At 66.9% G+C, this 13,547-nt stretch carries 11 protein-coding genes and 1 tRNA gene; 4 read left to right on the top strand and 8 right to left on the bottom strand.

Features of this window, described 5'->3' with window-relative positions; all coding sequences use genetic code 11:
* Positions 1–6 precede the first annotated feature (6 nt).
* From pstC to ACYVN4_RS18320, 4 genes are all read left to right on the top strand, one after another.
* Positions 7–978 carry a phosphate ABC transporter permease subunit PstC gene (pstC, locus tag ACYVN4_RS18305; RefSeq protein WP_460722515.1) on the top strand — a complete coding sequence of 324 codons (972 nt, stop codon included), beginning with the start codon at positions 7–9 and terminating at the stop codon, positions 976–978.
* Positions 975–1,874 (top strand): phosphate ABC transporter permease PstA, encoded by a 900-nt coding sequence (gene pstA, locus ACYVN4_RS18310; protein ID WP_460722517.1) that lies wholly within the window; start codon positions 975–977, stop codon positions 1,872–1,874. The genes pstC and pstA overlap by 4 nt, the downstream gene beginning before the upstream one ends.
* 12 nt (positions 1,875–1,886) lie before the next feature.
* The gene (gene pstB / locus ACYVN4_RS18315) at positions 1,887–2,663 is read left to right on the top strand and encodes a phosphate ABC transporter ATP-binding protein PstB (RefSeq protein ID WP_460722519.1); all 777 of its coding nucleotides are present in this window, start codon (positions 1,887–1,889) and stop codon (positions 2,661–2,663) included.
* A 186-nt stretch (positions 2,664–2,849) separates the two neighbouring features.
* A complete protein-coding gene (locus ACYVN4_RS18320) occupies positions 2,850–4,466 on the top strand; it encodes an MFS transporter (RefSeq protein ID WP_460722521.1) in 1,617 nt (538 codons plus the stop codon).
* Between the two features lie 21 nt (positions 4,467–4,487).
* Here ACYVN4_RS18320 and phoU read toward each other — a convergent pair whose 3' ends face one another.
* The 8 genes from phoU to ACYVN4_RS18360 form a co-directional block, all read right to left on the bottom strand.
* Positions 4,488–5,159, bottom strand: a complete 672-nt coding sequence (gene phoU / locus ACYVN4_RS18325; protein WP_460722523.1) for a phosphate signaling complex protein PhoU — start codon at positions 5,157–5,159, stop codon at positions 4,488–4,490.
* Positions 5,160–5,269: 110 nt separating this feature from the next.
* Complete coding sequence (locus tag ACYVN4_RS18330) at positions 5,270–7,351, bottom strand: LCP family protein (RefSeq protein WP_460722525.1); 2,082 nt, start codon at positions 7,349–7,351, stop codon at positions 5,270–5,272.
* Positions 7,352–7,550: 199 nt separating this feature from the next.
* Positions 7,551–8,699, bottom strand: coding sequence for a tRNA dihydrouridine synthase DusB (gene dusB, locus ACYVN4_RS18335; RefSeq protein WP_452399380.1), 1,149 nt, complete (start codon positions 8,697–8,699; stop codon positions 7,551–7,553).
* Positions 8,700–8,771: 72 nt separating this feature from the next.
* The gene (locus ACYVN4_RS18340; RefSeq protein WP_460722527.1) at positions 8,772–9,596 is read right to left on the bottom strand and encodes a hypothetical protein; all 825 of its coding nucleotides are present in this window, start codon (positions 9,594–9,596) and stop codon (positions 8,772–8,774) included.
* A gap of 4 nt (positions 9,597–9,600) precedes the next feature.
* A complete protein-coding gene (locus ACYVN4_RS18345) occupies positions 9,601–10,374 on the bottom strand; it encodes an alpha/beta fold hydrolase (RefSeq protein ID WP_460722529.1) in 774 nt (257 codons plus the stop codon).
* A 198-nt stretch (positions 10,375–10,572) separates the two neighbouring features.
* Positions 10,573–11,556, bottom strand: a complete 984-nt coding sequence (locus tag ACYVN4_RS18350; RefSeq protein WP_460722758.1) for an acyl-ACP desaturase — start codon at positions 11,554–11,556, stop codon at positions 10,573–10,575.
* 209 nt (positions 11,557–11,765) lie between these two features.
* Positions 11,766–12,356, bottom strand: a complete 591-nt coding sequence (locus ACYVN4_RS18355) for a DUF937 domain-containing protein (RefSeq protein ID WP_460722531.1) — start codon at positions 12,354–12,356, stop codon at positions 11,766–11,768.
* Positions 12,357–12,490: 134 nt separating this feature from the next.
* Positions 12,491–12,563, bottom strand: a tRNA-Lys gene (locus ACYVN4_RS18360).
* Between the last annotated feature and the right edge of the window lie 984 nt (positions 12,564–13,547).

Below are 13,547 nucleotides of genomic sequence, written 5' to 3' on the forward strand. Positions count from 1 at the left end.
GCGCTGATGCCGACGGAACCCAGCACCAAACCGGCCGCGGGGCGCGGCGCTCCCAAAAAGTTCGGCGCGGAGTTCGCGTTCCGTTCGGCGGCCACGGCCGCCGGCGGGATCATCGTCGCCGCCATTGCCCTGATCGCATTGTTCCTGTTGATCAGGGCATGGCCCTCGATCATGGCGAACAAGTCGAACTTCTTCACCACCACCGAGTTCAACGTCAAGGACGACAACAACCTGCACTTCGGCATCAAGGACCTGTTCATGGTCACGGTGCTGAGCTCGTTGTTCGCGTTGGCGATCGCGGTGCCGATCGGTGTGGGTATCGCGCTGTTCCTGACGCAGTATTCGCCGAAGGTGCTGGCGCGTCCGTTCTCGGCCATCGTGGACCTGCTGGCGGCGGTGCCGTCGATCGTGTTCGGTCTGTGGGGATTCCTCGTCGTGGCTCCGAAGCTGAGCCCCTTCGAGGATTTCCTCAACAAGCACCTGAACTGGTTCTTCCTCTTCTCCGACGGCAATGTCAGCATCGCCGGCGGCGGCAATATCTTCACCGCGGGCGTGATTCTCGCGGTCATGATCCTGCCGATCATCACCTCGGTCAGCCGTGAGGTCTTCGGCCTGACCCCGCGCACGCACATCGAGGCGGCGCAGGCGCTGGGCGCGACCAAGTGGGAAGTGGTGCGGTTGACCGTGCTGCCCTTCGGCCGCTCGGGTGTGATCGCCGGTTCCATGCTCGGCCTGGGCCGCGCGCTCGGTGAGACCATCGCGGTCCTGATCGTCCTGCGCACCTCGACGAAGGCGGGGAGCTGGACGCTGTTCGACGGTGGCTACACCTTCGCCTCCCGAATCGCGGCCTCCGCTTCGGAATTCAGCTCCAAGCTGCCGACCGGCGCCTACATCGCCGCCGGTTTCGTGTTGTTCGCTCTGACGTTCGTCGTCAACGCACTGGCTCGGCTCGCCGCGGGCGGGAAGGTGAACGGATGACCGCCACACTCGACAAGCCGATCAAGGCGCCGACCTTCCGGCACGTCAGCGTCGGCCGCCGGATCAAGAACAGCGTCGCCACCGGCGTGGTCTGGGGTTGCTTCGCCATCGCCCTGGTTCCGCTGCTGTGGGTCCTCTACATCGTGATCCAGAAGGGCGCCGTCGCGTTGACGCGCTCGGGCTGGTTCACCAAGTCGCAGAACGGCGTGCTGCCCGATTCGCACGAGGGCGGCGTCTATCACGCCATCTACGGCACCGTCGTGCAGGCGGGCATCGCGGCCGTGATCGCGGTGCCGTTGGGCATCATGGCCGCGGTCTTCCTGGTCGAGTACGGGCGCGGCTGGCTGGCCAAGACCACCACCTTCATGGTCGACATCCTGGCCGGTGTGCCCTCGATCGTGGCCGCGCTGTTCATCTTTGCGCTGTGGATCGCCACCCTCGGCTTCAAGCAGAGCGCCTTCGCCGTGTCGCTGGCGCTGGTGTTGCTGATGCTGCCCGTGGTGGTCCGGTCCACCGAGGAGATGCTCAAACTGGTGCCGGACGAATTGCGTGAGGCCTCTTACGCTCTCGGCATTCCCAAGTGGAAAACCATTGTGCGGATCGTCATTCCGACCGCCGCCCCGGGCATGATTTCCGGCATGCTGCTGGCCGTCGCCCGTGTCATGGGTGAGACCGCGCCGGTGCTGGTGTTGGTCGGGTACTCGAAGGCCATCAACTTCGATGTCTTCAACGGCAATATGGCCTCGCTTCCGCTGCTGATGTACCAAGAGCTGTCGAACCCGGAGGCCGCCGGCCGCGAGCGTATCTGGGGTGCGGCGCTGACCCTGATCCTGATCATCGCGCTGCTGTACGCTGCCGCCGCTCTGGTCAACAAGCTGCTGACGCGGAACCGATAGAAGGAAAGACAGATGGCCAAGCGAATTGACGTCAAAGACCTCAATATCTACTACGGCAAGTTCCACGCCGTCGCCAATGTCGGTCTGACGGTGCTGCCGCGCAGCGTGACCGCGTTCATCGGTCCGTCCGGCTGTGGCAAGTCGACCGTGCTGCGCGCGCTCAACCGCATGCACGAGGTGACCCCGGAGGCCCGCGTCGAGGGCGCGGTGCTGCTCGACGGCGAGGACATCTACGGCGCGCAGGTCGACCCGGTCGGCGTGCGCCGCACCATCGGCATGGTGTTCCAGCGCCCGAACCCGTTCCCCACCATGTCGATTCGCGACAATGTGGTGGCCGGGCTGCGGCTGCAGGGCATTCGCAACAAGGGCCAGTTGGACGAGGTGGCCGAGCAGTCGTTGCGCGGTGCCAACCTCTGGAACGAGGTCAAGGACCGCCTGGACAAGCCGGGCGGCGGCCTCTCCGGCGGTCAGCAGCAGCGTCTGTGCATCGCGCGTGCCATCGCGGTGTCGCCCGACGTGCTGCTGATGGACGAGCCGTGTTCGGCCCTGGACCCCATCTCCACGCTCGCGATCGAGGATCTGATCACCGAGCTGAAGAAGGAGTTCACCATCGTCATCGTCACCCACAACATGCAGCAGGCCGCGCGTGTGAGTGACCAGACGGCGTTCTTCAACCTGGAGGCGCAGGGCAAGCCCGGCAAGCTCATCGAAATCGACGAGACCGAGAAGATCTTCTCGAACCCGTCGCAGAAGCAGACCGAGGACTACATCTCCGGTCGCTTCGGATAACCCAGACTCTCCGGCGTCTACGACCCCTGCCATTCGGCAGGGGTCGTTTCGTTTGCGCAGGTAGTGGTGCATAAGCGGGCGCTGTGTGGCGTCCGTCATATGGCCACGCGGTGATTGTGTGCAACCGTAAGTCACAGTTAGTCTGACCTCAATGGTAAACCGATCGGTTTAGTAAGGAGGTGTCGGATGACTGTCTCAACGGCGAGCCTGAAATCCGGAACAACCGCGGCCGGATTGTCGCAGCGGGCCAAGGTGGCGGCACTGGTCGCGATCTGTCTCGCGGAACTGCTGGTGGTCCTGGACAACACGCTGGTCAATGTGGCCCTGCCGTCCATGGCCGTCGAGTTGCAGGCCGATATGAGCGGCCTGCAGTGGATCGTGGACGCGTTCACCCTGGCCTTCTCCGGGCTGCTGTTGGCCATGGGACACCTCGGCGACCGGTACGGGCGGCGACTGTTCATGATCATCGGCCTGAGCGGTGTGGCCGTAATGTCCGCGGCGGGTGCGTTGTCGTCGGGGCTCGGGCAGGTCATCGCGGCCCGCGCGGGCATGGGCGTGTTCGCGGCGGTGGTCTTCCCGGCCACGCTGGCGCTGCTCACCAATATCTTCACCGCCCGGCGGGAGCGGGCCGCGGCCATTGCGCTGTGGACCGCCATGGCGGGCATGGCGATCGCCATCGGCCCGACCGTCGGCGGCTGGCTGCTGGAGTACTTCTCCTGGCACTCGGTGTTCTGGATCAATGTGCCGGTGGCGCTGCTGGCCATCGCCGCGGTGCTGGCGACGGTGCCGGAATCGCGTGCGGCGCACGTGGATCGGCTCGACCGGGTCGGCATCGTGCTCTCGCTGGCGGGCGTGACCGCGCTGGTGTGGTCCATCATCGAGGCCCCCAAGCACGGCTGGTTGGCCACCGAAAGCCTTGCGGGCTATCTGCTTTCGATCGTGCTGCTGGCCGCGTTCGTGGGCTGGGAACTGCGCACGCCGACACCGGTGCTGAATATGCGGCTGTTCCGCAATCGCCGCTTCGCGCTGCCGTCGCTGGCGATCACGGTGTCCTACTTCGCGGCCTTCGGTTTCCTGTTCCTGATCACCCAGTACTTCCAGGGCGTCAAGGAGCTGTCCCCGCTCGAATTCGGCATCCACTCACTGCCTTTCGCGGTGGCGGTCGGCTTCGGCGCGCCCATCGCGACCCTGCTGGCGCAGCGGGTGGGTACGACGGCGATGGTGGTGTCCGGGCTGCTGATCCTGGCGGTGGCGATGTACATCGCGGGCCGGACCACCGTCGACACCCCGTATGTGGGGCCGGTCGTGGTGTCCATGATCCTGATGGGCCTGGGCTTCGCGATCGTTCAGGGCCCGGCGACCGAATCCATCATGGGTGCGGTGCCTTTGGAAGAGGCGGGCGCGGGTTCGGCGGTCAACGACACCACGCGTGAGGTGGGCGGTGCGCTCGGGGTGGCGGTGCTGGGTTCGGTGATGACGTCCATCTACACCAGCCATATCGCCGACCGGATCGGCGCGATTCCGGCGCAGATCATGAACGCACAGCAGAAGGAATTGGCGAGCAATACGCCGATCAGCATTATCGGGGTCGTGAAGGCCCCGGTGAATCCGCTGCTCGCGCAGGCGAAGACGGATCTGATTCACGCCATGAAGGTCGCGGCCATGCAGGGTTCCACGGTCGCGTCGTACATCGCGGTGGGTGCCCTGGTGGTATGCGCGGCCATCGTGGCCGCGACGCTTCCGTGGCGGGTGGAAAAGGGTGAATCGTTCCTGATGGGGTGGCGCGAGTCCGACGAGGACTGACGCCACCACCGAGGGGGAGAGCTAGATGCTCTCCTTCTCGGAATCCGGGTCGGGCGGCAGCACGCCGGTGACCAGGAAGATCACCCGGCGGCCGATCTCGACGGCGTGGTCGGCGAAGCGCTCGTAGTAGCGGCCCAGCAGCGCCACGTCCACGGCCGCGGCCACGCCGAACTGCCAGTCGCGGTCCATGATCAGCGTGAACAGGTGCTTGCGCAGGTCGTCCATCGCCTCGTCGTCGTCGGTGAGCTTGGCGGCCCGCTCGGGATCGCGGGACTCCAGCACCTCCTTGGCGGTGGCGCCCATCTTGACGGCGACGCGGCCCATTTCGGCGAAGTAGCTGTTGACGGCTTCCGGCACGGCGTGTGCGGGGAAGCGGCGCCGGGTCATCTTGGCGACGTGCAGGGAGAGCACGCCCATCCGGTTCACGTCGGCGACGATCTGGATGGCGCTGACCACCTGCCGCAAATCACCGGCGACCGGTGCCTGCAGGGCCAGCAGCGCGAACGCCTTCTCCTCGGCGAGGGTGATCATCTCGGCGATGCGGTCGTATTCGCTGATCACCTGCTCGGCGAGCTCGAGATCGGCACTGAGCAGGGACTGGGTGGCCCGCTCCATCGCCGATCCGGCGAGCCCGGCCATGCCACCGAGCAGATCGGCTAGCTCGGCCATTTGTTCGTTGTAGATGACACGCATGAGTCAAGACATTAGTGCGCACCGCTGACCAAGTCACCAACTGCGGGTTAACCGTCGGTGCCGGTCGGTTCCAGCAAGGTCACCGCAGTTCCGCTCAGTGGGACTCGTCCTTACTTGCACAGGTCGTCGGCGGCATTGACGTGCTCCAGATCGGACGGGAGTGTGACCGGCGCCGCACTCGGTCCGCCGGAGTCCGTCGGCGTGTCGGGCAGCGCCTGACCGAAGCCGATGGGCGCCTTCACCGTGCCCGTGAAGTCCGCGCCCGCGACCACCTCGACAATGCTGCCGAGTCCGCTGGCGGGTTCCAGCGTCGCGCCGGGGATGGCGCTGGCGACGGTGGCGGCCTCGGCCTCGTGTCCGGTGGAGTAGCGGACCTTGGTCTTGGCGGAGGTGCCGTCGGCGTAGTTGCCGGTGCTGTAGATCTGGAAGCCCTGATTGGCCAGCTTGGTCGCGGTGGTGCCCGCGATGCCCGCCTGCCCGGAGCCGTTGGACACCTGCAGCGACACCGTGCTCGGATCCACCGCCAGCAGTTTGGGTTTGGCGGCGGGGGCCGCGCTGGTGCTGGCCGGTGCCTCGGTCTTCTTCTCGCCGGGCAGCGGCTGATCGTCGATGACGGCCCGGAAGATGGCCTTGATATCGGATTCGCGCGGGATCTCGTTGCCGTAGGAGGTGGTGCCCGCGGTCGGGACGGTCAGGAAGGTGATGGCCCCGGCCTGCATCTTCTGCATCGAACGGCCCAGTGTCAGGAGGTCTTTGGTGGTGACGTTGTCCATGAAGGAGTGCTGGGCGAAGGCGTTGATGAAGCCGTTGAGCTTGCTCGGATCGAAGAGCACCTTGCTCGACAGCGCGCTGCGCAGCAGCGAGGACAGGAACCGCTGCTGCCGGTTGATCCGGTCGTAGTCGCTGCGTTCCTCGCCGTAGACGTGCCGGGCGCGCACGTAATCCAGTGCGGTGGAACCGTTCACGACCTGCTTGCCGGGCGTGGTGAGCACGGTGCCGAGGATCTCGTCGACGAGCGGCTTGGTGGTGCACACCTCGACGCCGCCGACCACGTCGACCATGGATTCGAAGCCGGAGAAGTCGATGCCGACGAAGTGGTTGATCTTCAGGCCGGACATCTTGGTGATCACCTTGGTCAGGCATTTGGGCCCGCCGAGTGCATAGGTGGCATTGAGCTTGTCGCCCACGGCGCCAGGGTATTTCGATCCGTTGTAGGCGGCCTTGTCGTTGTCCCAGCCCTCGCAGTCGGGGCGGGTGACGTCCAGGTCGCGGGGGAAGGAGACGGCGACCACGCGGGCCCGGTTGGCGGGAATGTTCACCAGCATGACGGTGTCGGAGCGGGCGCCCTCGGCGTCGTCGGTGCTGCCGGCGCCGAGGCTGCCGTTGGCGCCCGCGCGGGTGTCGGTGCCGACGATGAGGAAGTTCTCGTCGCCGGTCTGCCCGTCGGCGTCGACCACGTCGGTGTTGTTGTCGTCGAGGGCCGAAACCTGTTGGAAGTTACTGTCCTTGGCCTTCAGGTAGCTCCAGCCACCACCGGTGACGACGAGCGCGACGACGGCGATCACCGCGAGGCAGGCGCGCCCGGCGAGGGCGAGACGGCGATGGCGGCGCCGGCGGGCCGGTGGGATCCGTTTGGCCGGTTCGGTTCCCACCGGCGCGGGTAGTGCGGTGGTGGGGTAGTCGGCCGGTGAGGTGACCTTGCGCCCGAGTAATGCCTTGGCGCGCTGGGCGGGTGGCACCTGCGACACCTGCGGCACCTGCGGTGCGGGCGGCGGGGTGGTCTCGGTGACCTGAGGGAGTTCCTCGGTGATGGGGTCGGCGCTCGGGTCGGTGGGGCGCACGGTCCGATTGCTGCCGGTGCCGGGTGCATTGGCGACGCGGCGCAGGTGACTGGTGTCGCGGGCGGGCCGCGGGGTGGCGGGGGAGCCTTCAGCGGTCTGGGATCCGTTGGCGGCCAGGGGTTCCGGTGCTGTCGTGGCCTCGCCTTCGGCGCGACTCTGCCGCCGGTTCAGTCGTTCGCTGTCGACTCGATCGACGAGATCCTGCACCGATACCGGTGCGGCGCTGTCGGAATCGTCGGTGTGCCGGGAGCGGCGTCCGGTGCTCGCCGGATCGTCGGTGTCTGCGGGGAGGCGCTCCCAGGGGGCGCGACCTCCGGGGCGTGGCGTCCGCCCGTACCGATCGTCACCCACCAACGAACCTCACTTCGCTCTTGATACCGAGGGCCATGATAACGATTTCGCCACGGTGAACCACTCGAACGCATGTTCACCGCAGGTGGGTCAGCTGTGCGCAAGTGTGCCAGGGTGTCGGCGCTACGCCCGGGAGCTGCGCCGGGCGTTATCGAGATCGAGTCGGGCGTGGCCCGGATCGAGAGCCGAAGCGGTGGTATCAGCCGCCGCTGTGCATGACGTCGGCGGCGGTCGGCACGGTCGCGTCCTCGGGATCGTCGAGCCAGCCGTCGGGCAGCGCCACCTTGGTCTGCGGTGAACCCTGCCGCCCGCGCGGGCCGAGCGCGTCCTCCGGGAACGGCACGTCGGGATCGAGTTGCCCAACCAGATCGCCAATCTGGTTCAGGCTGGTGACGGTGGCGAACTGGCGGCGCAGCGCCGAACCCACCGGGAAGCCCATCAGATACCAGGCCATGTGCTTGCGGATATCGCGCATCGCCTTGTCCTCGCCATCGTGCTCCACGAGCAGGGCGGCGTGCCGGTAGAGGATCTCGCCGACCTTGCCGAGGGTGGGGCCCGCGGGAATCGGCTCGCCGCGCAGGGCCGCGCTCAATTCGCCGAACAGCCAGGGGCGGCCGAGGCAGCCGCGGCCGACGACGACACCGTCGCAACCGGTTTCGGCCATCATGCGCAGGGCGTCGTCGGCGCTGAAGATGTCGCCGTTGCCGAGCACCGGGATGCTGGTGACGGTTTCCTTGAGCCGGGCGATGGCGCTCCAGTCGGCCTGCCCGGAGTAGAGCTGCGCGGCGGTCCGGGCGTGCAGCGAAACCGCCGCCGCGCCTTCGGCTTCCGCGATGCGCCCGGTATCGAGGTAGGTGTGGTGCTCGTCGTCGATGCCGATGCGGAATTTGAAGGTGACCGGGACATCGCCTGCGGCGGCGACCATTTCGCGCACGATCTCCCGGAACAGCCGCCGCTTGTAGGGCAGTGCCGACCCGCCGCCGAGGCGGGTCACCTTGCGCACCGGGCAGCCCAGGTTCATGTCGATGTGGTCGGCCCAGCCCTCGCCCACCACGATGCGCACCGCCTCGCCGAGGGTCTTGGGGTCGACGCCGTAGAGCTGCATGGACCGCGGCGACTCGTCGGGTCCGAAGGCCATCATGTTGAGGGTCTTCTCATTGCGCTCGACGATGGCCCGCGCGGTGATCATCTCGCACACGTACAGCGAAGTGTCGCTGCCGAACTCCCGGCACAGGGTCCGGAACGCGACATTGGTGATGCCCGCCATGGGAGCCAGCACCACGGGCGGGTCGAGCGGGTAGGGCCCGATCCGCAACTCGGTCTTGGGGGCGTCCAGCGAGGCAGTCACGCCGTCAAGTCTCTCATTCGCGCGGCGGGGCCCAGAGCCGCATACCCCGCGCAGTGCCCCCGGTCACAGGGGTCACCACAGATGCAGCCCGCGTCGGCGCACGACGGCGACCGCGATCAGCGTGCCGAGCAGCCACACCGCGAGGCCGACCCCGAGGTGGATCGCGCCGCGCATCTCACCCGACATGGTGCGGCCGAGGTGATAGCCGAGGATGGCGCGCTGCTCGCCGTCGATCGGCCGGACGAAGTAGTACAGCCCGTAGGGCAGGGCCAGATGGGTGAGCCAGGGCACGGTGCTGCGCCACTGCCACCGCGCGATCCAGCGCTGCCCGAGCGCGCGGGGCCGCACCGCCAGCAGCACGGACACGATATTGCCGACCCCGAGCCAGGCCAGGATGGGCAGCGCGACATCGGCCACCGAGACGCCGGTCCGCTGCACGGTCGGGTGCACGCTGGTCTTCATGGTGAGCGCGGCCGTGGCCAGCAGCGTCGGCAGTCCGACGATGAGCAGCAGCGCGAGGTTCTTGATGAGCAGGATCCGATGCACCCCCACCCCGGCGGCCAGGCTGAGCCGGGTTCGGTCGGCGTCCACGCCGAGCACATTGGTGGTGGTGACGTCGGCCAGCACGAAGGTCGCGAAGTAGACGCCGACCAGCACGCCCCAGCCGTGCCGGTGCAGGGTCAGCGGCGAGATGAGCAGAAACAGCCCGGACAGCACCACATTCGCGCCGACGCCCTCGAGCCACAGCGCGGGTGGCGTGAACGACCACCGCACCTCGCCCGCGACCTGCCGCCACAGCGGCGCTCCCGCGCTGATCGGCTTGGGTGCCGGGTGGCGGCGTTCGGTGTGGAACTGGATGAGGGCGCGTTCGCGCGCCGCGACCAGGGTGCCGCGCATCGGTTCACTCCAGCGAGTCGACAAAGGCGCCAATCCGAGCGGCCACGACGTCGGGTAGCCGTCGCGGAAGATGGTGGCCACCCCCGCTGAGCAGTTCGATTCGGGCACAGGGCAACTGCCTGCTCAGGGCGCGGGAGGTGGAGATCGGGACGACCTTATCGGCCGGGTCGGCGAGGATCAAGGCGGGAATCCGGATGTCGGTGAGTCGGTCCGTCCACCGTTCCAGCGTGTCGAACAGTTCGCGCTGTTCGGTCAGGAAGCTGCGCCAGACGTGGCCGTGCCGGTGGTGCACACCGGCCAGCAGGTCCAGTGCGGCCGGGGTGAAGAGCCGGGACGGGTTGTGGTCCAAACCCTTCCGGACCAGCCAGGGCAGCACCGACCAGGCGGTCACCGCGAAGGCCTCGCCCGCGACGGGCGCGGCGAGCAGTTCGTCCCAGGCGGTCAGGCAGCCGGGCCCGACGCTGGCGACCAGCACCAGTCCGCGCACCCGCTGCGGCGCCAGCAGCGCGACCGCCAGGGCGACGGCCCCGCCGTACGAATGTCCCACCAGCACCGCGTCTTCGATGCCGTCGCGATCCAACCGCTCGAGCAGCCACCGCGCGTTGTCCTCGATGGACCCTGCCGGATCCGGATTGTCCCCGTACCCCGGCCGATCCACGGCCAGCGGCGTGACCGTACCGGGCAGCCGGGCACTGACCGCATCCCAGTCGGACCGGTCACCCGGTTGCCCGTGCAGCAGCACCACATTCGCGGTACCGACCCGGGTCTCGAGGCTCATCTCTCCATATTCGCTTCACCACTACCGGCAGGACTGGGGGACTCCGGTGAGGTTCCTGTGAGTCGCCTGCCGTGGCGCAGACGACGGCCCCTGGGAATCGAAATCCCTAGGGGCCGTGGTCTTTGTATAGGGGTCCGGGGGCATAGCCCCCGGGAGTCCCCCTCTATCAGGGGGTCTGGGGGCGAAGCCCCCAGCCAACTAGCTGTTGGCCGAGGCCAGTTCCTTCTCACGCTTGGCGGCCTCGCGGGCCAGCATCTTGTCGCGCTGCTCTTCGAACTTCACGACGTCCTTGCCCAGCTTCTCCAGGAAGAGGCCGAGGCGTTCGCGAGTCTCCTCGCCGCGGGCGGTGAAGTCGTCGCGCTCGAAGATGCGCCACTTCTTCAGGACCGGGTTCACCACCTCTTCGAGGTGCTGACGCAGGTCGTAGATGCCGTGCTTGGCCATCAGCACACCGTTGCGGCGGAAGTTGGGCATTCCGGCGCCGGGCATCTGGAAGTTCTCCAGGATGAGGGTGATGGCTTCGAGGGTCTGGTCGGGCGAGAGATCCAGCGCCGCACTGCACATGTTGCGGTAGAAGATCATGTGCAGGTTCTCGTCGGCCGCGATGCGCTGCAGCATGCGGTCGGCGATCGGGTCGTCGCAGACCCGGCCGGTGTTGCGGTGGCTGACGCGGGTGGCGAGCTCCTGGAAGGTCACGTACGCGACCGAGAACAGGAAGCCGGCGTTGTCCAGGCTCTCCAACTGCTCTGTGGGAGACGCGAATCCGTTGGTCATGTGGATCATGCGGGCCTGCTCGAGGGCGACCGGGTCGACGCCGCGGGTGACGACCAGGTAGTCGCGCATCACGATGCCGTGCCGGTTCTCCTCGGCGGTCCAGCGGCCGACCCAGGTTCCCCAGGCGCCGTCCTGGGAGAAGTTCTCGGCGATCTCACGGTGGTAGGACGGCAGATTGTCCTCGGTGAGCAGGTTGGTGATCATGGCCGCCTTGGCCAGTTCGCTCAGCTTCGACTGCTCGGGATCCCAGTCGATGCCACCCATGGCGGCGAAGTTGCGGCCTTCGTCCCACGGCACGTAGTCGTGCGGGTGCCATTCCTTGGCCAGGGAGAGGTGGCGGTTGACGTTCTCCGCGGCAACCGGCTCCAACTCCCGCAGTAGCTCGAGTTGAGTCAGATCCTTTGCCATATACATGCCCTTCGTGTCGTGCGTCATGCTGTCGTACCCTCGCCGGCCTGCCGCCGCGGCCCATACCTTACGTGACCGTAGGGTGATGTGAAACTCACATGCGCAGCATTGCGGTGTTGGTGAGAGATGTCATAAGACAACGGCCCACAGCGACGGGTCTATCGCTGTGGGCCGCAGTTCGTTAGCCGCACATCACCTTCGATGTGCGCTCACTTCTTGCCCAGCAAACCGCCCAGCACATTGCCGAGGACGTTGCCGGCGTTCTGGCCCATGGCCTTGCCCAGGATGTCGCCCAGGCCGCCACCCTTGTTTCCACCGGTAGCTCCACCGAGCAGGCTACCGAGAATGTCACCGATGCCGCCGCCGCCGGATTCGGCGGCCGCGCCGCCGCCCCCGCCGCCGAGGGCCTTCTTGCCCAGGTAGGCCAGCACGATCGGCGCCAGCATCGGCAGCAGCTTGCCCATCAGATCCTGGCTGATGGCATTGCCGCCGACATTGCCGAGCGCGCTGATCACCGTGTTCTTCTCGGCGCCGAAGGTCTGATCGACGATCTGATTGCCGCCTGCGGTATCCACCTGATCGATGTCGACCCCGCCGTCGAGTAGAGCGTGCGGCTGGTTGGCGACTTCGTTCTCCAGATTCAAGCCGGTCTCGGGGTTGCCGGCCTGTGCCTGGAATCCGCCGAGTAGCACGGGGACGGCCGCGTCGATCGCCGTCTTGGCGGTCGCCTCGTCGACGCCGAGCTTTTCGGCGATCTGGGCGACGGGAACTTGAGAGAGCAGGTCATCGAAGGAAGTCATGAACTCCGCCTGTGGTGATGGATCCCGGGAAAAGCTCTACTCAGGTCACGGTAGGTGAAATCCGGACAGATTGCCACAGATTCGCGGATGTGGCGAGGGGCCCGGCGGTATGATTCCGGGCCCCCCGCGCAGAGTGCCCCCACCAGGGCTCGAACCTGGGACCTGCGGATTAAAAGTCCGTAGCTCTACCAACTGAGCTATAGGGGCTTGCGGTACGTCAGCTTAATGTGCCGACCCCGCAACTGTTAAATGAGTATCCGATTGTGCTCTGGCAGATGATGTTTGCGCAGGTCATGCCGGTTTCGGCGGAGTGGTGCGGTGCGCCGGGAGCGCACTCGGGACGAGACGGGCGCGGGTGGGGCGGGTGCCCTGCGGGGGTGGGGTACCGGTTCGGGGGGCGCCGCGGGGATGACGCGATGTGCCGTTGGGGTGACGGGTCGTGCCGATCGGGTTCGCTTGGGGAGTCGCGCGGGCGGGTTTGGGGGGACGATGTGGCGCTGTGAGGGTGCGGACCGGTCGGTGCGGCACCGCGAGTAGGTGGACCCGGGGGACGCTAGGGGTCGGCGCGGAGTGTGGGTGGGGTGCGGAGGTGGTGTGGTGCTGTCGCGCCCGCTTCCGGAGGGGTGTCCGGCACCCGATCGATTCGACGGCCGTGGGTAAGCGGGCGCTGTTTGCCGGTATCGAGGGGTCCGGCAATCGTCTTGCCACTCAGTTTGTTTCGCGGCCTCGGCGTGTGAATATCATCCAATGGTGATGTGTGGCAAGCTTTTTGGGGCAGGGGGTACGGATAGGTCGAAACCCTCGCGGACGCAGGGGTGGCGGGCGCTCGGTGATGCGGTGTCGGTGTGGATGTCGCGTAGCGCAGAGATCGTTCTGCCGAACACCGGTGGGATATGGGCGAATTCGTCGTTTCGGATCAAACGTCCATACGATTGCTGGGAAATTGCGGCTTTCGATAGGGGGTGTGCTGGCTAACTGACTCTCCGGTACACCTCACGCTGGGTGCGCTTACCGGGTACGGTGACCGACTGGTGAATTCCCGAAGAACCGGGATTGCCCCGGCGGCACGGGATTCGGCTTATCGTTGAAGTGCCCGAACGTGGTCGCGACCGGTCAGGCCGATCGCGGCTCCATCACATGAAGCTGCGGGGAGGCGGACCGATACGACGTGATCGCCCGGGTGCGCACCCC

It is taken from the genome of Nocardia heshunensis (assembly GCF_054782115.1).